General features: G+C 73.8%; 18 protein-coding genes. All 18 read left to right on the top strand.

Features of this window, described 5'->3' with window-relative positions; translation table 11 throughout:
- Window positions 1-95 precede the first annotated feature (95 nt).
- The 18 genes from hisI (at window position 96) to GNZ18_RS22195 (ending at window position 19405) form a co-directional block, all read left to right on the top strand.
- Entirely contained in the window at window positions 96-479 is a 384-nt protein-coding gene (gene hisI / locus GNZ18_RS22280) for a phosphoribosyl-AMP cyclohydrolase (protein ID WP_156218432.1), read from the top strand.
- Entirely contained in the window at window positions 476-1129 is a 654-nt protein-coding gene (locus GNZ18_RS22275) for a Trp biosynthesis-associated membrane protein (protein WP_156218431.1), read from the top strand. The genes hisI and GNZ18_RS22275 overlap by 4 nt, the downstream gene beginning before the upstream one ends.
- On the top strand, window positions 1126-1803 hold the full coding sequence (locus GNZ18_RS43740) for a winged helix-turn-helix transcriptional regulator (protein WP_214617849.1): 678 nt from the start codon (window positions 1126-1128) through the stop codon (window positions 1801-1803). The genes GNZ18_RS22275 and GNZ18_RS43740 overlap by 4 nt, the downstream gene beginning before the upstream one ends.
- A gap of 39 nt (window positions 1804-1842) precedes the next feature.
- Entirely contained in the window at window positions 1843-2286 is a 444-nt protein-coding gene (locus GNZ18_RS22265) for a DUF2752 domain-containing protein (RefSeq protein ID WP_312874668.1), read from the top strand.
- A gap of 92 nt (window positions 2287-2378) precedes the next feature.
- Window positions 2379-3182, top strand: a complete 804-nt coding sequence (gene trpC / locus GNZ18_RS22260) for an indole-3-glycerol phosphate synthase TrpC (RefSeq protein WP_156218430.1) — start codon at window positions 2379-2381, stop codon at window positions 3180-3182.
- 118 nt (window positions 3183-3300) lie between these two features.
- A complete protein-coding gene (gene trpB, locus GNZ18_RS22255) occupies window positions 3301-4515 on the top strand; it encodes a tryptophan synthase subunit beta (protein WP_156218429.1) in 1215 nt (404 codons plus the stop codon).
- Window positions 4512-5324, top strand: coding sequence for a tryptophan synthase subunit alpha (gene trpA, locus GNZ18_RS22250; RefSeq protein WP_156218428.1), 813 nt, complete (start codon window positions 4512-4514; stop codon window positions 5322-5324). The genes trpB and trpA overlap by 4 nt, the downstream gene beginning before the upstream one ends.
- A gap of 224 nt (window positions 5325-5548) precedes the next feature.
- Window positions 5549-6040 carry a vitamin K epoxide reductase family protein gene (locus tag GNZ18_RS22245; protein WP_156218427.1) on the top strand — a complete coding sequence of 164 codons (492 nt, stop codon included), beginning with the start codon at window positions 5549-5551 and terminating at the stop codon, window positions 6038-6040.
- 57 nt (window positions 6041-6097) lie between these two features.
- The gene (locus GNZ18_RS22240) at window positions 6098-6874 is read left to right on the top strand and encodes a DsbA family protein (protein ID WP_156218426.1); all 777 of its coding nucleotides are present in this window, start codon (window positions 6098-6100) and stop codon (window positions 6872-6874) included.
- A gap of 144 nt (window positions 6875-7018) precedes the next feature.
- Window positions 7019-7819 (top strand): DsbA family protein, encoded by an 801-nt coding sequence (locus GNZ18_RS22235; protein ID WP_173390849.1) that lies wholly within the window; start codon window positions 7019-7021, stop codon window positions 7817-7819.
- Window positions 7820-7830: 11 nt separating this feature from the next.
- A complete protein-coding gene (gene lgt / locus GNZ18_RS22230) occupies window positions 7831-9096 on the top strand; it encodes a prolipoprotein diacylglyceryl transferase (RefSeq protein ID WP_156218424.1) in 1266 nt (421 codons plus the stop codon).
- A gap of 23 nt (window positions 9097-9119) precedes the next feature.
- Complete coding sequence (locus tag GNZ18_RS22225; RefSeq protein ID WP_214617853.1) at window positions 9120-9842, top strand: VIT1/CCC1 transporter family protein; 723 nt, start codon at window positions 9120-9122, stop codon at window positions 9840-9842.
- A gap of 81 nt (window positions 9843-9923) precedes the next feature.
- The gene (locus GNZ18_RS22220) at window positions 9924-10733 is read left to right on the top strand and encodes a hypothetical protein (protein WP_173390848.1); all 810 of its coding nucleotides are present in this window, start codon (window positions 9924-9926) and stop codon (window positions 10731-10733) included.
- 64 nt (window positions 10734-10797) lie between these two features.
- On the top strand, window positions 10798-11961 hold the full coding sequence (locus GNZ18_RS22215; protein WP_156218422.1) for a hypothetical protein: 1164 nt from the start codon (window positions 10798-10800) through the stop codon (window positions 11959-11961).
- A gap of 324 nt (window positions 11962-12285) precedes the next feature.
- Entirely contained in the window at window positions 12286-16845 is a 4560-nt protein-coding gene (gene gltB, locus GNZ18_RS22210; protein WP_156218421.1) for a glutamate synthase large subunit, read from the top strand.
- A 15-nt stretch (window positions 16846-16860) separates the two neighbouring features.
- Window positions 16861-18324, top strand: a complete 1464-nt coding sequence (locus GNZ18_RS22205) for a glutamate synthase subunit beta (RefSeq protein ID WP_156218420.1) — start codon at window positions 16861-16863, stop codon at window positions 18322-18324.
- Window positions 18325-18434: 110 nt separating this feature from the next.
- Window positions 18435-18842, top strand: a complete 408-nt coding sequence (locus tag GNZ18_RS22200; protein ID WP_156218419.1) for a helix-turn-helix transcriptional regulator — start codon at window positions 18435-18437, stop codon at window positions 18840-18842.
- A gap of 113 nt (window positions 18843-18955) precedes the next feature.
- A complete protein-coding gene (locus tag GNZ18_RS22195) occupies window positions 18956-19405 on the top strand; it encodes a VOC family protein (RefSeq protein ID WP_156218418.1) in 450 nt (149 codons plus the stop codon).
- The last annotated feature ends 7 nt before the right edge of the window (window positions 19406-19412 follow it).

Below are 19412 nucleotides of genomic sequence, written 5' to 3'. Positions count from 1 at the left end.
TGGGGACGGGGCTTCGCGCCCCCAGGACGGCGCGCTTCGCGCGTGCGCGCGGGGGTGGTCCCGCCCTCGCTGCCGCAGCGGGCACAATGGAGCCCATGTCCGTTCGACCGTCCAACCTGGACCAGAAGATCGCAGACCGGCTGAAGCGCGACCCCGCCGGGCTGCTGCCCGCCATCGCCCAGCAGTACGACACCGGTGAGGTGCTCATGCTCGGCTGGATGGACGACGAGGCCCTGCACCGCACGCTGACCACGGGCCGCTGCACCTACTGGTCGCGCAGCCGCCAGGAGTACTGGGTGAAGGGCGAGAGCTCGGGGCACCAGCAGTGGGTCAAGTCGGTCGCGCTGGACTGCGACGCCGACGCGATCCTCGTCAAGGTCGACCAGGTCGGCGCCGCCTGCCACACCGGCGACCGCACGTGCTGGGACGCCGACCCCCTCACCGCCGTTGTCGGGGAACGCCCTGACTCCGGCTCATGACCCCCGGGCGCGAACGCGGCCTGACGGCGCTGCTGTGCGCCGCCGGGTCCGGGCTCGCCCTGCTCGCCGCCGGGCGGACCTGGGCCACCGTGCACGCCGGGGACTCGATCACCCCCGTCGCGCACCAGCTCAGCGGCCGTGACCTCGGCGGCGCGCCGGGCGCCTGCGCGCTCGCGGGCCTGGCGGCGCTCGCCGCGCTGTTCGCCACCTCCGGCCGCGTCCGCGCCGCCATCGGCGCCCTGACCGCCGCGTTCGGCGCCGGCGTCGTGTACGCCTCGACCGCCGCCGTGCGCGACTCCCGCGTGCTGGACGCGGCGGGCGAGCGCAGCACGCTGGTCAGCCTCGACGCGCATCCGGCGATCGACGTGAACCTGTGGTGGATGGTGTCGGTGACCGGCGGGGTCGTCCTCGCGGTCGGCGGCCTGCTCACGCTGGTCCGCGGCGCCCGCTGGCCCGGGATGTCGTCCCGCTACGACCGCGCCTCCGGCCGCCGCGCCCCGGCGCCCGCGGCCGCGAAGGCCGCGGCGGCCACCGGCGACGCGGGGGCCACCGGCGACGCGGGCGAGGAGGCCGGGGCCGACGCGTCCGCCCTCTGGAAGTCCCTCGACCGAGGTGAGGACCCCACCGCGCGCCGGTCCGGCCGCCCGTGACCGCCGACCCGGGCGGGCCCGGTGCCGGGGTCGTCCTCGTCGCCGAGCACGACCCCGCCGTCGCCGAGCTCCAGCGCCGCTACCTCGCCCGCGAGGGCTTCGAGGTGGAGATCGAACCCGATCCGGCCGCGGCGCCCGCCACCGCCGGACGCGCCGCGCCCGACGTCGTCGTCCTCGACCTCTCGGTGTCCGCCCTTCCCGCCGACCTGTACCGGCGCGTCGCCGACGCCGCCGCGCCCGCCCCCGTCATCGCGGTCACCGGGCCCGTCGACGCCGCCCTCGCCCGCGTCCTCGGCGACCGCCGGGTCGAGCGGCCCTTCGCGCCCCGCGTCCTGGTCGGCGCCGTCGCCGAGGCGCTGCGCGGCACCGGGATCCCCGAGCCGCCCGGCCTGCTGCACGCCGGTCCCGTCGCGCTCGACACCCGGGGCCGCTCCGCCAGCGTCGGCGACCGCCGCGTCGCGCTCACCGTCACCGAGTTCGACCTCCTGGAGTTCCTCATGGGCAACCCGGGCCGCGTATTCACCCGGGAGCAGCTCCTCGACGCCGCCTGGGGGCCGGGCGCCGGGGCGGGCAGCCGCACGGTCGACGTCCACGTCGCGCAGCTCCGCGCCAAGCTGGGCGAGGACAACCCCATCCGCACCGTCCGGGGCGTCGGCTACGTCCTCGACAGGTAAGGCGATGGCGGGCAGGGCGGCGCGGTCTAAGGTTGGGACGTGACCCGAGTGCCCGTCCAGCCGCCGCGCCCATCCGGTGAGCGGGCGCCGCTGCGGGCCCTGCGCCCCCAGCTGCTCGTGGCGGCCGTGGTCGCGGCGGGCGCGGTCGTCGTCGCCTTCCGCGACCCGAACGAGCCGGGGCACTACCCGGGGTGCCCCTTCCTGGCGATGACCGGGTACTACTGCCCCGGGTGCGGGGCGACCCGGCTCGTCCACGCGCTCACCCACGGGGACGCGGGCACGGCGTTCGGCTTCAACCCGCTGCTGTTCCTGCTGCTGCCGGTGTTCGCGTACATGTACCTCCGGTGGACCTACCTGGCCTCGCGGGGGCTCCCGATGAGGTCCCTCCTGTTCAGGCCGGTGATCGCGTACGGGTTCGTCGGGGTGCTCGCGGTGTACTGGATCGTCCGGAATCTGCCCTTCGGTCATGCCCTTGCCCCCTGAGCGGGCGGGCGGGGGCTCCCGGGTGCCGGGACCGTCCGGAGGGGCGGCTACGATCGGTGCACGGAACGACCGGAAATAGGGGGCCTATCACCTTGAGCGTGCTGGACGAGATCATCGAGGGCGTCCGGGCCGATCTCGCTGACAGGCAGCGTGAGGTTCCGCTCGACGCACTCAAGGAGAAGGCCGCGCAGGCCCCGTCCCCGCGCGACGCGCTCGCCGCGCTGCGCGGGCAGGGCGTGTCGGTCATCGCCGAGGTCAAGCGCAGCAGCCCGTCCAAGGGCGCGCTCGCCGCGATCGCCGACCCGGCCGCGCTGGCCCGCGACTACGAGGCCGGCGGCGCGCGGGTGATCAGCGTGCTGACCGAGCGGCGCCGCTTCGGCGGCAGCCTCCAGGACCTCGCCGCCGTGCGCGCGAGCGTCGACGTCTCCGTCCTGCGCAAGGACTTCATCGTCAGCTCCTACCAGCTCTGGGAGGCGCGGGCCCACGGCGCCGACATGGCGCTGCTGATCGTGGCCGCGCTGGAGCAGGACGCGCTGGTGTCGCTGGTGGAGCGTGCCGAGTCCATCGGGCTGCTGCCGCTCGTCGAGGCGCACACCGAGGAGGAGGCGGCGCGGGCGGTCGAGGCGGGCGCCAAGGTCATCGGCGTGAACGCCCGCGACCTGCGCACCCTCCAGGTCGACCGGGGCGTGTTCGCCCGGGTCGCGCCGCTGATCCCCAAGGACGTCGTCAAGGTCGCCGAGTCCGGCGTGCGGGGCCCGCACGACCTGCTCGCCTACGCCTCCAGCGGCGCCGACGCGGTGCTGGTGGGGGAGAGCCTGGTGATCGGCAAGGACCCGCGCGCCGCCGTCGCCGACCTGGTCGCCGCGGGCGCGCACCCGGCGCTCCGGCAGGGCTAGGCCGGCGGTAGGGTGACGGGCATGCTGGCAGAGCCGCTGCGGGAGCGATGGCGGGCCGTCCCGATCCACTGATCAGACGGCCCCTTCTCTCGACTTCCCGACAGGACGCGTTTCCCTCATGACCACCGACACCGCCGTCCCCGACGCGAGCGGCCACTTCGGCCCCTTCGGCGGACGGTTCGCGCCCGAGGCGCTGATGGCGGCCCTGGACGAGCTCACCCGCGAGTTCGAGACCGCCAAGAACGACCCCGCCTTCACCGCGGAGCTGGACGACCTGCTCGCGAACTACGCGGGCCGCCCGAGCCTGCTGACGGAGGCCAAGCGCTTCTCCGAGCACGCGGGCGCCCGCGTGCTGCTCAAGCGCGAGGACCTCAACCACACCGGCTCCCACAAGATCAACAACGTGCTGGGGCAGGCGCTGCTCACCCGGCGGATGGGCAAGACCCGCGTGATCGCCGAGACGGGCGCGGGCCAGCACGGCGTCGCGACCGCTACGGCGGCGGCGCTGCTCGGCCTGGAGTGCACCGTCTACATGGGCGAGGTCGACACCGAGCGCCAGGCGCTCAACGTCGCCCGCATGCGGATGCTGGGCGCCGAGGTCGTCCCCGTCCGCACCGGCAGCAGGACGCTCAAGGACGCCTGCAACGAGGCGTTCCGCGACTGGGTCGCCAGCGTCGAGCACACCCACTACTGCATCGGCTCGGTGATGGGCCCGCACCCGTTCCCGACGATGGTCCGCGACTTCCAGCGGATCATCGGGGTCGAGGCGCGGCGGCAGTGCCTGGAGCTGACCGGCGCCCTGCCCGACGCGGTCGTCGCGTGCGTGGGCGGGGGGTCCAACGCGATCGGCGCGTTCCACGCCTTCGTCCCGGACGCCTCCGTCCGGCTGTACGGGTTCGAGGCGGGCGGCGACGGCGTCGCCACCGGCCGGCACGCCGCGACGCTGGTCGGCGGCTCGCTCGGCGTCATCCACGGCATGCGCACCTACCTGCTTCAGGACGGCGACGGCCAGACCATGGAGACCCACTCGATCTCCGCCGGCCTCGACTACCCCGGCGTCGGCCCCGAGCACTCCTGGCTGCACGAGTCCGGGCGCGCCGAGTACCGGGAGATCACCGACGCCGAGGCGATGGAGGCGTTCGCGCTGCTGTGCCGGACGGAGGGGATCATCCCCGCCATCGAGTCCGCGCACGCGCTCGCGGGGGCCCTGAAGGTCGGCAGGGAGCTGGGGCCGGACGCCACCGTCGTGGTGTGCCTGTCCGGGCGCGGCGACAAGGACATGCACACGGCCGCCTCCTTCTTCGGCCTGATGCCGGAAGGGGACGTCGAATGAGCGTCCGGGACGCCTACGACAGGGCCCGCGACGAGGGCCGCGCCGCGCTCGTCGGCTACCTGCCCGCCGGGTTCCCCTCGGTCGAGGGCGCGGTCGAGGCCGCCACCGCGATGGTCGACGCGGGCTGCGACGTCATCGAGATCGGCCTGCCCTACACCGACCCGATGATGGACGGCCCCACCATCCAGGACGCCGTCCACCAGGCCCTCGTCGGCGGCGTCCGCGTCGCCGACGTGTTCCGGACCGTCGAGGCCGTGGCCGCGACCGGCGCCCCGACCCTCGTCATGACGTACTGGAACCCCGTCGACCACTACGGCGTCGACGCGTTCGCGCGCGACCTGGCCGCGGCGGGCGGCAGCGGGCTGATCACGCCCGACCTGACGCCCGAGGAGGGCGGCGCCTGGCTCGCGGCGTCCGAGGAGCACGGGCTCGACCGGGTCTTCCTCGTCGCGCTCAGCTCCACCGACGAGCGCATCGAGACCGTGACCGGCGCGTGCCGGGGGTTCGTGTACGCGGCGTCGCTGATGGGCGTCACCGGCGCCCGCACCGCCGTCGACACCGGCGCGCCCCGGCTCGTCGAGCGCACCCGGGAGATCATCGGCCGGTCCGGCGCGCGGCTGCCGATCGGCCTCGGGCTCGGCGTCGGCAACGGCGCGCAGGCGGCCGAGGTCGCCGGGTTCGCCGACGGCGTGATCGTCGGCTCGGCGTTCGTCCGGCGGCTGCTGGAGGCCTCCGACCTCGCGTCCGGGATCGCCGGGGTCCGGGCGCTCACCGGGGAACTGGCCGCCGGGGTCCGCAAGGGCGCCTGAGGCGCCCGAGGCGGCAGCGCCCCCCGAGGCCCCCCGGGGCGTCCGTGAACGGCTGTGCGGATGTGGCAAACGTCCACGGAATTACGGAGCCTTTTCGTTTCCGTGGACGTTTTCCTCCGTTCTGGGAACTCGACGCCGCCGGCGCACGGTTCATGCTTGTGGCGGCCCCGCTCTCCCGTAGGGTGTGTTCGCCGGCGCAGCGAGGCGGTCCTGGAAGGATCACGATGACGCGAGAGATGACGGCCCGGGAACGGGCCGGGACGGCGAGCGAGCCGCCCCGGCCGCTGTGGTTCCAGGCCGCGGCCTGGGTGCTCACCCTGGCCGGGTTCGGGATCTCGGTGTACCTGACGATCTCGCACTACCACGAGGAGGCGCTGACCTGCTCGGCGTCGGGCACCGTCGACTGCCACGCCGTCACCACCAGCAAGTACTCGACGCTGGTCGGGATCCCGATGCCGCTGCTCGGGCTGGCCTTCTTCGTCGGCTTCGCCGCGTTGATCACGCCGTGGGCGCTGCGCTCGCCGTGGCCGCCCCTGCGCTGGGGACGGCTGCTGGCCGTCTGCACGGGCGTGCTGATGGTCGTCTACCTGGTCACCGTGGAACTGGCGATCCTGCACAAGATCTGCCTGTGGTGCACCGGCGTGCACGCGATCACCGTCGTGCTGTTCCTACTCGTCCTGTTCGACGAATTCCGGCGGATCGGTCAGGTCGACTAGTCTCGCCGGGACCACGCCGCGCGGCAGTCGCGGCCCCCATCCCTAGGAGAACCACCCATGAGCAAGGCCGCACGAGAGCGGTCCGCGCGCGAGAAGCTGGCCGCCGAGCGCAAGCGGCAGGCGGCGCGGCAGAAGCAGCGGCGGCTGCTCGCGATCGTCGTCGGGGCCGTGGTCGCGGTCGCCGTGGTCGTCGTGGCGGTCGTCATCGTCATGGACCAGCGCGACAAGAACGGCAAGGCGGAGGTCCACCAGGGCGCGCTCGCCCCGCTCAGCCGCGACGCCGACGGGTCCATCGTGATGGCCAAGGCGGGCGTGACCAAGCCGGTCCTGGAGATCTTCGAGGACTTCCAGTGCCCGATCTGCAAGCAGTTCGAGGAGAAGAGCGGCGAGACCGTCCAGCAGCTCGCGGCCGAGGGCAAGGTCAAGGTCGTCTACCGGCCCTTCCACCTGTTCGGCCAGATGAAGGACCCGATCAAGATCAACTCGCTGCGGTCGGCCGAGGCGGCGCTGTGCGTGCCCGCCGACAAGTGGGTCTCCTACCACGACGCGCTGTTCAAGTTCCAGCCCAACGAGGGCTCCAAGGGCTTCTCGCCGGACGACCTCGTCAAGTGGGGCAAGGACGTCGGCGTCACCGACCCGAACTTCGAGAAGTGCGTCCGGGACGAGCAGAAGAAGGCCCAGGTCGACCAGATGACCAAGTACGCCCTGGAGACCCGCAAGGTCGAGGGCACCCCGACGGTCTTCCTGGACGGCAAGCAGCTCGACCTGCAGAGCCAGCTCATGAACCCCGGCGACCTCAAGGCGGCCATCGCCCAGGCGGGCGGCGGCAAGTGACCGCCACCGGCTGACCCGCTCGCCCGGAGAGCATCGCGCGCCGCGCCGTTCCGCAGGGAACGGCGCGGCGCGCGCGTCCGTCCGCCCCCGCGCTCGTACGCTGCTCAGCAAGCATCTGACCGGCCGATCGGGGGATCGATGAGCATGGCCGAACAGGAGGAGTCCGCGCGCCACCGGCATGTGGACGAGCGGGCGAACGCCTACGCGAGGGGACGGCGCCGGAGGGCGCTGGTGGTCCTCCTCGGGGCGCTGGCCGTCACGGCGACGGCGGTGGCCCTCGTCGTGGTGGTGCTGGGGCGGGACGACGGGACCCGCGTCGGGGAGTACAAGGGGGCGCTGGCGCCGGCCGTCCGGCAGCCGGACGGGTCGGTCGCGATGGCGCGGCCGGGCGTGACCGCGCCCGTGCTGGAGCTGTACGAGGACTTCCAGTGCCCCGCGTGCCTGGCGCTGGAGGAGCGCCAGGGCGGGACGCTCAAGGAGCTCGCGGCGCAGGGCCGGGCCAAGGTCGTCTACCGGCCGTTCCAGCTGTTCCAGCAGGACCCGCTCATGTCCAACTCGCGGCGCGCCGCGAACGCCGCCCTGTGCGCGCCCGCCGACCGGTGGGTGAAGTACCACGACGCCCTCTACGCCAACCAGCCCGCCGAGGGCGAGATCGGGTTCACCGAACCGGAGCTGATCAAGCTGGCGGCGCAGGTCGGCGTGACCGGCGCCGAGTTCGCCGACTGCGTGAGCGGGCAGCGGATGATGGAGGGGGTCGACCAGTCCTCCGCCCACGCGGGCAGGGTCGGCGTGAACTCCACCCCGTACCTGGCGCTGGACGGCAGGAAGGCCGGTGACGACCTGCTCGGGTCGCCGGACGCGCTGCGCGAGGCCGTCGCCGGGGCCCGGATGGACGCCCCGGCCCCGCATGGCGGGAATGCCCCGGGAGACGCCGCGACGCGGTAACGTTCACGCCCATGCAGCCGCTCGCCTTCATCCCGAGCCCGTCCCAGGGCGTCTGGCACCTCGGGCCCGTACCGATCCGCGCGTACGCGATCATGATCATCATCGGTATCGTCGTCGCGGTCTGGCTCGGCGAGCGGCGCTGGGCGGCCAAGGGCGGCGCGCCCGGCGTGATCGTGGACGTGGCGGTGTGGGCCGTCCCGTTCGGCCTGGTCGGCGGGCGGCTCTACCACGTGATCACCGACTACCAGCGCTACTTCGGGGAGAACGGCGAGCCCGCGCACGCGCTGGAGATCTGGAAGGGCGGCCTCGGCATCTGGGGCGCCGTCGTCCTCGGCGCGGTCGGCGCGATCATCGGCTGCCGCCGCCGGGGCATCTCGGTGCTGGCGCTCGGCGACGCGGTCGCGCCGGGGCTCGCGCTCGGCCAGGCGATCGGCCGCTGGGGCAACTACTGGAACCAGGAGCTGTACGGGCGGCCGCTCGACACCTTCTGGGCCCTCAAGATCGACCGGGAGCAGCGGCCCCGGCTGTCGGACGGCGGCCTCGCCCCGCTCGACCCGAAGTACGCCGACGTCGCGACCTACCACCCGACGTTCCTGTACGAGTTCCTGTGGTGCATCGGGGTCGCGGTCCTCGTGATCTGGGCCGACCGGAAATTCAAGCTCACGCACGGGCGCGCGTTCTTCCTGTACGTCGCCGCCTACACCGTCGGGCGGTTCTGGATCGAGGCGCTGCGCATCGACGACGCCCACCACTTCCTCGGCATGCGGCTGAACGACTGGACCTCGATCGTCGTCTTCGTGGGCGCGGTCGCCTACCTCTACCTGGCCCGCGGCCGCACCGGCGTGGAGGCCGTCGGGCAGGAGCCCGCGGACGCCCCGTCCGGTGGAGGGGCGGAGCCCGAGGGGGAGCCGGAGCCGGAGGCCGAGCCCGGGGCGAAGGACGAGCCCGAGGCGAAGGACGAGGGGCCCGCCGAGGAGCCGGACGAGCCGGAGGCCGAGGCGGGCGAGCCCGAGCCCGGACCGGAGCCCGAAAGCGGCGAGCCGGAGGCTCCCAGGGACGAGACGTCCGAGGAAGCCCCCGAGCCCGCCGAGGCCGAGGACGGGCCCGAGGACGCCCCCGAGGGCGGGCAGGACGCGGAGAAGGGCGCGAAGGGCGCGAAGGGCGCCGGGCAGGACCCCGCCGGCGCGGCGGACGGCGAGCCCGGGGACAATGACGGCGACGACGCCGCCGCGTCCGAGGACGCGGCGAAGGGGGAGCCCGTCAAGGACGGGAAGTAGACGCGAAGGGGTCCGGCGGCGAGGTGACCAGCGAGCGAACCGGCAGCCGGACCCCGGAGAACCACCACCAGCACCGCGACGTCAGCGGCGGCTGGCTGCGGCCCGCGGTGTTCGGCGCGATGGACGGCCTGGTGTCCAACTTCGCGCTGATCGCGGGCATGGCGGGCGGGCAGGGCGGCCAGAAGGTGGTCCTGCTGGCGGGGCTGGCCGGGCTCGCGGCGGGCGCGTTCTCGATGGCGGCGGGGGAGTACGTCTCCGTCGCGTCCCAGAGCGAGCTGGCGCAGGCCGAGATCGAGGTGGAGCGGCTGGAGCTGGCCCGGCACCCGGCGGCCGAGGAGCGGGAGCTGGCGGAGGTCTTCGAGGCGCGCGGCGTCGACCCGGCGACGGCCGCCGAGGTCGCCCGGCAGCTGTCCCGCGACCCCGACGAGGCGCTGGAGGTCCACACCCGGGAGGAGCTCGGGGTGACCCCGGGCGACCTGCCCTCGCCGGTGCTGGCGGCCGGGTCGTCGTTCCTGTCGTTCGCGGTGGGCGCGCTGCTGCCCGTGCTGCCCTACCTGCTGGGCGCCTCCTCGCTGTGGCCCGCCGCCGTGCTCGCGGCGCTCGGGCTGTTCTGCGCGGGGGCGCTGGTGTCGCGGGTGACCTCCCGCGCCTGGTGGTACGGGGGGTTCCGGCAGCTCGCGTTCGGCGGCGCCGCGGCGGCGATCACCTACGGGGTCGGCGCGCTGATCGGCGCCAACGGCCTCTAGCCCGGTGGACGGTGCCAAAGAACCCGGATGAAACGCCCTTTTGGCCACGCGGGGGCGGTGCGGACCGCTAAGCTCCGGGGCGTGATCGAGGCTCGTGACACCGGTTCCCCCCAGCAGGCCCCCGGCGAGGGCGGACGGGACTTCTGGCCCGCGGACAAGCCCGGCCGCAAGCCCCCGAACCGCAAGCTGCTGTACGGCGGGGCGGCCGCGCTGGTCGCGGTGGTGGTCGCGATCGCCGCCGTGCTGCTGCTCGGCGGCGGCGGGGACGGCGGCAAGGCGCCGCGCGACGTCCTGCCGACCGCCTACACGCCCGACTTCAGCGGCGAGGGCTTCACCGCGATCGCCTCGCGGCAGGCCGACAAGCGCCCCGTCAGCGAGGGCGAGGCGCTCGGCGGCGACGCCAAGAGGCTCACCTCGGGCAAGTACACCTTCACGCTGGGCGCCTCCAACGTGACCTCCGACTGCAAGAGCGCCACCTGGGGCGCCCGGCTCCAGGGCGACCTCGCCAAGCTCGGCTGCACGCAGATCGTGCGCGGCGCCTACGTCAGCTCGGACAAGAAGTACGTCGGCCAGTTCATCGCGATCAACATGGCCGACGAGGAGGGCGTGAAGCAGGTCCAGCGCGACCTCGACCGGGCCACCGGCGCGGGCTGGGTGCGGCCGCTGAACCCGCCCGGCGTCCCCGAGTTCGGTGCCGGGTTCAGCGCCGCCTACGCCAAGACCTACGGCCACTACGTGGTGATCACCTGGGTGGAGCGGGCCGGCGGCGTCCAGCCCGCCTCGCTCAACGAGATGATCGATGTGAGCCTGGTCATCGAGAAGCCCGCCGACTTCGTGTGGGGACGCCTCGACCTGGTCGGCGGCGGGACCGGCGGCGGGAAGCGGCCGTGACCCGGCGGCGGCCCCTGGCGCGGCCTCGCGCGGCACGGCCCCGCGGGTTGTAGTCTGCGCGGTCGTGGACTCCGATGACCCGGGCCGCCGCGAGGGCGGTCCCCGCCGAGCCCCGGTGAGCCGCTCCGGCCGCGGGCGGGCGGCCCCGCGCCGCACGTCCGGCCGGTCCGCCGCGCCCCGCGGCGCCGGGCAGGGCCGCCCCGGCCGGCGCCCCCGCCCCGCCCCGCGCCCCGAGGTCCCCCGTCCGGAGGTCCCCTACCAGGACCCCGCCGGCTACGAGGCGCCCTACGACGACGCGCCCTATCAGGACCAGGCGTATCAGGACCAGGCGTACCAGGAACCCGTGTACGCCGAGGCGCCGCGCGAGACGCGGCGTCCCGCCAAGGGGCGCAAGCGCCCCTCCGGGCGCGGAGGCTCCCGCACGCCCCGCCGCCCCGCCGCCTCCGGCGGCGACCCCGGATCGGCCCGGCGCCCGCGCGCCGCGCTCGGGTCCCGCGCCTACTTCGGGGCCGCGGGCGCGCTCGGCGCGGTGGTGATCGTCGGGCTGGGCGCCGTGGTCCTGCTGCGCGGCGGCGACGACCCGGTCCCGACCCACGCGCCCGCCGCGGTCATCGGCCGTCCGGCGGGGAGCGGACCCTCGCCGACGTCCTACTCCAGCTCGCCGACGTCCGCCGCCTACGCGGGGATCGCCGCGCGCACGTCCGACGCGGGGCCGCTGACGGCCGGCGAGGCGTTCCCGCCCTCGGCGGCGACAGTTTCGGTACCCGACAGTGACGCGAAGTTGACTCTGCGTACCAAACGGCTGGACGGCGACTGCGCCGCCGCCGTCTGGGGCGCCACCGTCGCCGCCGACCTGCGGCGCGGCGGCTGCACGCAGGCGGCGCGGGGCCTGTACGCGAGCACGGGCCGGGGCGAGCGGGCCTACGGCATGGCCGTCGCGGTGTTCAACCTGGCCGGTTCCGCCGACGCCGACCGGTTCGTGGGGCTGCTCGACCGCACGCGCGGCGGCGGCTTCGTCCGGCCGCCGGCCGCGACCGGGCCGCTCGGCGCGTTCGGCCAGGGCTTCGGGATGGCGCGGGGCCTCGCGATGGGCCACTTCGCGGTCGTGTCCTGGGCGCAGCGGCTGGACGGCGGCGGCGACGAGCGCGACGAGACGCTGCTGTCGCTGCTGATCGAGGGCGGCAAGGCCCCGGCGGTCCTCGGCCGGGCGGCCCGCGCCCCCCGCTGACCCGCCCCGACTCACCCGCGCCTTCAGAGAGAAGCCGACCGGCCACTCTGAGCAACTCTCTGCCTCCCGCCGGTAAACATCCCTCCCCGGTGATGATTTTCACCGGGATCGGATGCCCTGTCCCGGCGGGGCCTCCGGCTATCCTGGTCTAAACCACTCAGAGATGTCGCACAGCCGATGAGCGCGGAGAAGTTTCGCGATCCGGTGTAGTCGGGCATGATCCCGACAGTGCTGTAATGTCATCTCACCGCAGCAGGGCCAACGTCGTCCCGGTCTGCACTGACACCGAAGCAGTGAACCGACACGACGACGACGGGAGGGTCGATGGCTTCTGCTGCCCTCACACCACCGGGCCGCCCCCATTCCCAGGGGCTCTACGACCCGGCGAACGAGCACGACGCATGCGGCGTCGGCATCGTCGCCGACCTGCACGGACGCAAGAGCCACGACATCGTCCAGAACGCGCTGACCGTCCTGCGGAACCTGGACCACCGCGGGGCCGTCGGCGCCGAGCCCGACGACGGGGACGGCGTCGGCATCCTCGTCCAGATCCCCGACGCGTTCCTGCGCGAGGTCTGCGACTTCGCGCTGCCCGAGCCGGGCCGGTACGCCGCCGGACTGGCGTTCCTGCCCGCGGGCCGCGAGGAGCGCGAGGCCGCCGTCGCGCAGGTGGCGGCGCTCTGCGCGGAGGAGGGCCTGACGGTCCTCGGCTGGCGCGAGCTGCCCTACGACCCCGACTTCACCGGCCCCGCCGCGCGGCGGGTCATGCCGCACTTCGCCCAGCTCTTCGTGGCGCCCGCCGCCGGCGGCCCGCACGAGGGGAAGGCGGGCCTGGAGCTGGACCGTGCCGTCTTCTGCATGCGCGAGCGCGCCGAGCAGGACGCGCCGGTCTACTTCCCGAGCCTGTCCAGCCGGACGATGGTCTACAAGGGGATGCTGACGACCCCGCAGCTCCAGCCGTTCTTCCCCGACCTGTCCGACCCCCGCTTCACCAGCGCGATCGCGCTGGTCCACTCGCGCTTCTCGACCAACACGTTCCCGGCCTGGGAGCTGGCCCACCCGTACCGGTTCATCGCCCACAACGGCGAGATCAACACGGTGAAGGGCAACCGGAACTGGATGCGCGCCCGCGAGGCGCTGCTGGCCTCCGACCTGATCCCCGGCGACCTGTCCCGGATCTTCCCGGTGATCGACATCGAGGCGAGCGACACGGCCTCCTTCGACGAGTGCCTGGAGCTGCTGCACCTGGGCGGCCGGTCGCTGCCGCACGCGGTGCTGATGATGATCCCCGAGGCGTGGGAGAACCACGCGGAGATGGACGCCGAGCGCCGCGCGTTCTATGAGTTCCACTCGACGCTCATGGAGGCGTGGGACGGCCCGGCCAGCGTCAGCTTCACCGACGGGACGCTCGCGGGCGCCGTGCTGGACCGCAACGGCCTGCGCCCCGGCCGCTACTGGGTGACCGACGACGGCCTGGTCGTGCTGGCGAGCGAGGCCGGGGTGCTGGACATCCCCTCCGCCAAGGTCGTCCGCAAGGGCCGCCTGCAGCCCGGCAAGATCTTCCTGATCGACACCGAGGCGGGGCGGATCGTCGAGGACGACGAGGTCAAGGCCGAGCTGGCCGCCGAGCACCCCTACGGCCGGTGGCTGCACGAGGGCCTCGTCCGGTTCGAGGAGCTGCCGCAGCGCGAGCGGGAGATCCCGACGCACGAGACGCTCGTCAAGCGCCAGCAGACGTTCGGCTACACGCTGGAGGAGCAGCGCGTCATCCTGTCGCCGATGGCGCGGACGGGCGCGGAGCCGATCGGCTCGATGGGCACCGACACCCCGGTCGCGGTGCTCTCGCAGCGTCCGAGGCTGCTGTTCGACTACTTCAAGCAGCTGTTCGCGCAGGTCACGAACCCGCCGCTGGACGCGATCCGCGAGGAGCTCGTCACCTCGCTCCAGTCCACGCTCGGGCCGGAGGGCAACCTCCTGGAGCCCGGCCCGGACTCGTGCCGGCGGCTCGTGCTGCCGACCCCGATCCTCGACAACGACGAGCTCTCCAAGATCATCCACATCGACGACGAGGGCTCGCTGCCGCACCTGCACGCCCACGTCGTGCACGGCCTGTACGACGTCGCCGGCGGGGGAGCGGCGCTGGAGGCGCGCCTGGCGGAGATCAACTCCGAGGTGAGCCGGGCCATCGACGCCGGCGCGCGGATCATCGTGCTGTCGGACCGCGGCGCCGACTCCGCCCGCGCCGCGATCCCGTCGCTGCTGCTCACCGGCGCCGTCCACCACCACCTGATCCGGGAGAAGACCCGCACCCGGGTCGGCCTCGTGATCGAGACCGGCGAGGCCCGCGAGTGCCACCACATGGCGCTGCTGATCGGGTACGGCGCGTCCGCGATCAACCCCTACCTGGCCATCGAGACCGTCGAGGACCTCGTCCGCGGCGGCGCGATCGAGGGCGTGCCGTCCGGACGGGCCGTCCGCAACCTCGTGAAGGCCTACGGCAAGGGTGTCCTGAAGGTCATGTCGAAGATGGGCGTGTCCACGGTCGCGTCCTACACCGGCGCGCAGATCTTCGAGGCGATCGGGCTCGGCGCGGACGTGGTGGCGCGCTGCTTCACCGGGACGACGTCCCGGCTCGGCGGCGTCGGCTTCGACGTGCTCGCCCGCGAGGTCGCCGCGCGGCACCGCCGCGCCTACCCGGCGGGCGGCAACGAGCCCGCGCACCGCACGCTGGAGGTCGGCGGCGAGTACCAGTGGCGCCGCGAGGGCGAGCCGCACCTGTTCGACCCGGACACGGTGTTCAAGCTCCAGCACGCGACCCGCACCCGCCGGTACGAGATCTTCAAGGAGTACACCTCCGGGGTCGACTCGCAGGCCGGGCGGCTGATGACGCTGCGGGGCCTGTTCCGGCTCCGCGAGGGCGAGCGGCCGCCGGTGCCGATCGAGGAGGTCGAGCCGGTATCGGAGATCGTCAAGCGGTTCTCCACCGGCGCGATGTCCTACGGCTCGATCTCGGCCGAGGCGCACGAGACGCTCGCGATCGCGATGAACCGGCTCGGCGGCAAGTCCAACACCGGCGAGGGCGGGGAGGACCCGTCCCGCTTCGTCCCGGACGAGAACGGCGACCTGCGCCGCAGTGCGATCAAGCAGGTCGCCTCCGGCCGGTTCGGCGTCACCTCCGAGTACCTCACCAACGCCGACGACATCCAGATCAAGATGGCGCAGGGCGCCAAGCCCGGCGAGGGCGGCCAGCTCCCCGGCCACAAGGTCTACCCGTGGATCGCCAAGACCCGGCACTCCACGCCGGGCGTCGGGCTGATCTCGCCGCCGCCGCACCACGACATCTACTCGATCGAGGACCTCGCGCAGCTCATCCACGACCTGAAGAACGCGAACCCGGCGGCGCGGGTGCACGTCAAGCTCGTCTCCGAGGTCGGGGTCGGGACGGTCGCGGCCGGGGTGTCCAAGGCGCACGCCGACGTCGTGCTGATCTCCGGGCACGACGGCGGCACCGGCGCCTCGCCGCTCACCTCGCTCAAGCACGCGGGCGCGCCGTGGGAGCTGGGCCTCGCCGAGACCCAGCAGACGCTGCTGCTGAACGGGCTGCGCGACCGGATCGTCGTGCAGGCCGACGGGCAGATGAAGACCGGCCGGGACGTGGTCGTCGCGGCGCTGCTCGGCGCCGAGGAGTTCGGCTTCGCGACCGCGCCGCTCGTGGTGTCGGGCTGCGTGATGATGCGGGTCTGCCACCTCGACACCTGCCCGGTCGGCGTCGCGACGCAGAACCCCGTCCTGCGCGAGCGGTTCGCCGGGAAGCCGGAGTTCGTCGTCAACTTCTTCGAGTTCGTCGCCGAGGAGGTCCGCGAGTACCTCGCGGCGCTCGGCTTCCGGACGCTGGAGGAGGCGGTCGGGCGCGTCGAGATGCTCGACACCCGCGAGGCCGTCGAGCACTGGAAGGCGGCCGGGCTCGACCTCGCGCCGATCCTGCACGCGCCCGAGCGGGCGCCCGGCGCGGCGCTGCACCGCGTCGCCGAGCAGGACCACGGCCTGGAGAAGGCCCTGGACAACACGCTGATCCAGCTCGCCGAGGGCGCGATCGCGTTCGGTGACGCGGTGCGGCTGGAGCTGCCGATCCGCAACGTCAACCGGACGGTCGGCACGATGCTCGGCCACGAGGTGACCCGGACGTGGGGCGGCGGCGGGCTGCCCGACGACACCATCGACGTCACCTTCACCGGCTCGGCGGGCAACTCCTTCGGCGCGTTCGTGCCGCGCGGGATCACGCTGCGGCTCGTCGGCGACGCCAACGACTACGTCGGCAAGGGCCTGTCGGGCGGGCGGCTGACGCTGCGCCCGCACCCGGGCTCGGCGTTCGCGGCCGAGGAGCAGATCATCGGCGGCAACGTCATCCTGTACGGCGCGACCTCGGGCGAGCTGTTCGCCCGGGGCGTCGTCGGCGAGCGGTTCTGCGTCCGCAACTCCGGCGCGACCGCCGTCGTCGAGGGCGTCGGCGACCACGCCTGCGAGTACATGACCGGCGGCCGCGCGGTCATCCTCGGCCGGACGGGGCGCAACCTCGCGGCGGGGATGTCCGGCGGGATCGCCTACGTCCTGGACCTCGTGCCCGAGCGGGTCAACGGCGAGATGGTCGACCTGGAGCCGCTCGACGAGGCCGACCTGGAGTTCGTCCGGACGCTGGCGGCGCGGCACCTCACCGAGACCGGGTCGCGGGTCGCGGCGCGGCTGCTGGCCGACTGGGACACCGCCGCGCTCCGCTTCACCAAGATCATGCCGCGTGACTACCGGCGCGTCCTGGACGCGATGGCCCAGGCCGAGGCCGAGGGGCGCGACGTCGACGAGGCCGTCATGGCCGCCGCGCAGAGCTGAGAGGGGGATCCGCACATGGCCGACCCGAAGGGTTTCCTGACCGCCGGACGGGAGCTTCCGAAGCGCCGCCCGGTCGACGTCCGCATCCGGAGCTGGTCGGAGGTCTACGAGGACTTCGGCACCGACCGGCTGGAGCGGCAGGCGAGCCGCTGCATGGACTGCGGCATCCCGTTCTGCCACCAGGGCTGCCCCCTCGGCAACCTCATCCCCGAGTGGAACGATCTGGTCTACCGGGGGGACTGGCACGAGGCGATCGAGCGGCTGCACGCCACCAACAACTTCCCGGAGTTCACCGGGAGGCTGTGCCCCGCCCCGTGCGAGAGCGCCTGCGTCCTCGGCATCAACCAGGACCCGGTGACGATCAAGCGGGTCGAGGTCGAGATCATCGACCGGGCGTTCGCCGAGGGCTGGGTGCGGCCGCGCCCGCCCGCGGTGAAGACCGGCAAGAAGGTCGCGGTCGTCGGCTCGGGGCCCGCCGGGCTCGCCGCCGCGCAGCAGCTCACCCGCGCCGGGCACGACGTCACGGTGTACGAGCGCGCCGACCGGATCGGCGGCCTGCTGCGCTACGGCATCCCCGAGTTCAAGATGGAGAAGCGGCACCTGGACCGCCGGCTCGCGCAGATGCGCGCCGAGGGCACCGCGTTCCGCACGTCGGTGGACGTCGGCGTCGACGTCACCGCGGACGAGCTGCGCGCCTCCCACGACGCTGTCGTCCTCGCGGGCGGCGCCACCGTCTGGCGCGACCTGCCCGTCCCCGGGCGGGAGCTGAACGGCGTTCACCAGGCGATGGAGTACCTGCCGCCGTCCAACCGGGCGCAGGAGGGCGACTTCGCCGAGTCGCCGATCTCCGCGAAGGGCAAGCACGTCGTGGTGATCGGCGGCGGTGACACCGGTGCCGACTGCGTCGGCACCGCGATCCGGCAGGGCGCCGCGTCCGTCACCCAGCTGGAGATCATGCCGAGGCCGCCGGAGACCCGGCCCGACGCCCAGCCCTGGCCGACCTACCCGATGCTGTTCAAGATGGAGAGCGCCCACGAGGAGCTCGCCGGGCTCGGCGGCGACCGCGTGTACGCGGTGTCCACGACGGAGTTCGTGGGCGACGCCGACGGGAACGTGCGGGCGCTGCGGCTCGTCGAGGTCGGCGGCCCCTCGACCGGGTTCAAGCCGATCGAGGGCACCGAGCGGGAGATCCCGGCGGAGCTGGTCACGCTCGCGATGGGCTTCCTCGGCCCGCAGCGCGAGGGGCTGCTCGACCGGCTCGGCGTCGAGCTGGACCAGCGCGGCAACGTCGTCCGCGACGCCGACTACCGGACGTCGGTGGACGGCGTGTTCGCCGCCGGCGACATGGGCCGCGGCCAGTCGCTGATCGTCTGGGCGATCGCCGAGGGCCGCGCCGCCGCGCACGGCGTCGACGCCTACCTCAGCGGGGAGACGGCGCTGCCGTACCCGATCCCGCCGACCGCGCGTCCGATCGCCTGAGCACCCACCGCCTGAGCACCCACCGCCTGAGCACCTACCGCCTGGGCACGGAGACCGGCCGGTCGCCCCGACGCGGGGCGCCCGGCCGGTCTCCGTGCGACCATCGGGGGATGGGGGACGGACCGGACATCGCGGTGCTCCATCGGCTGCGGCTGGCCAAGGACGTCATGGACCGCGACTGGGCCGAGCCGCTCGACGTCGCCGCCGTCGCCGCGCGCGCCGGGTACTCGCCGTACCACTTCGTCCGGCTGTTCCGCGACGCCTACGGGGAGACGCCCGGCCGCTACCTCGCCCGCCGCCGCATCGAGCGCTCCAAGGACCTGCTCCGCTCGGCCGACCTGACCGTCACCGACATCTGCATGCGGGTCGGGTTCAGCAGCCTCGGCACGTTCTGCACGCGGTTCAAGCAGATGGAGGGGATGACGCCGACGCAGTTCCGCGCGGGCGCCCGCCGCACGGCCCCCGACCCGGTCCCCGGCTGCTTCGTGATGTTCTGGGCGGGCGGCTTCCGCGCCTGACAGGGGTTCCGGTCGGGCCGGTAGCAATTTCGGAGAAGTCCGGCCGCCCCGGCGGGACCTAGCGTGACCAGCCGGGGAACCTCCCCGATGACGTCCGCGAAGGGAGCACGAACATGATCACCGCGCTCGGCCTGGCCACCGTCTGGGTGCTCGACCAGGACTCGGCCCTGGAGTTCTTCACCGGCAGGCTCGGGCTGGAGGTCCGCGACGACCGCACGCTCGGCGAGGGCGGGATGCGCTGGGTCACGGTCGGCACCAAGGACCAGCCCGACCTCAAGATCGCGCTGATGGTGCCGGGGCCGCCGTCGATGGACCCCGCCTCCGCCGAGCGGTTCAGGGCGCTGCTGGCCAAGGGCGTCCTCGGTGCGGGGGCGTTCACGGCCGACGACTGCCAGGCGACCTACGAGGAGCTGTCGGCGAAGGGCGTCACGTTCGTCCAGCGGCCCGAGCGCCGCCCCTACGGGATCGAGGCCATCTTCCGCGACGACTCGGGCAACTGGTTCAGCCTCACCGAGCGGTTCGAGACCCTCGACGAGTCGGCGTCCTGGGCCGGCTGCGACTAGAAGATCG

This window comes from Actinomadura litoris (genome assembly GCF_009733595.1).
GTDB classification, from domain to species: domain Bacteria; phylum Actinomycetota; class Actinomycetes; order Streptosporangiales; family Streptosporangiaceae; genus Spirillospora; species Spirillospora litoris.
The sequence above is the reverse complement of the archived record's forward strand: the minus strand, read 5'-3'. Positions and strand labels throughout refer to the sequence as shown.

Coding starts and splice junctions, on each gene's coding strand:
- GNZ18_RS22205 (WP_156218420.1), top strand. CDS start 16,861: ATGGCCGACCCGAAGGGTTTCCTGACCGCCGGACGGGAGCTTCCGAAG.
- trpB (WP_156218429.1), top strand. CDS start 3,301: ATGACCACCGACACCGCCGTCCCCGACGCGAGCGGCCACTTCGGCCCC.
- GNZ18_RS22240 (WP_156218426.1), top strand. CDS start 6,098: ATGAGCAAGGCCGCACGAGAGCGGTCCGCGCGCGAGAAGCTGGCCGCC.
- GNZ18_RS22245 (WP_156218427.1), top strand. CDS start 5,549: ATGACGCGAGAGATGACGGCCCGGGAACGGGCCGGGACGGCGAGCGAG.
- GNZ18_RS22275 (WP_156218431.1), top strand. CDS start 476: ATGACCCCCGGGCGCGAACGCGGCCTGACGGCGCTGCTGTGCGCCGCC.
- GNZ18_RS22200 (WP_156218419.1), top strand. CDS start 18,435: ATGGGGGACGGACCGGACATCGCGGTGCTCCATCGGCTGCGGCTGGCC.
- trpA (WP_156218428.1), top strand. CDS start 4,512: ATGAGCGTCCGGGACGCCTACGACAGGGCCCGCGACGAGGGCCGCGCC.
- GNZ18_RS22235 (WP_173390849.1), top strand. CDS start 7,019: ATGGCCGAACAGGAGGAGTCCGCGCGCCACCGGCATGTGGACGAGCGG.
- lgt (WP_156218424.1), top strand. CDS start 7,831: ATGCAGCCGCTCGCCTTCATCCCGAGCCCGTCCCAGGGCGTCTGGCAC.
- GNZ18_RS22195 (WP_156218418.1), top strand. CDS start 18,956: ATGATCACCGCGCTCGGCCTGGCCACCGTCTGGGTGCTCGACCAGGAC.
- hisI (WP_156218432.1), top strand. CDS start 96: ATGTCCGTTCGACCGTCCAACCTGGACCAGAAGATCGCAGACCGGCTG.
- gltB (WP_156218421.1), top strand. CDS start 12,286: ATGGCTTCTGCTGCCCTCACACCACCGGGCCGCCCCCATTCCCAGGGG.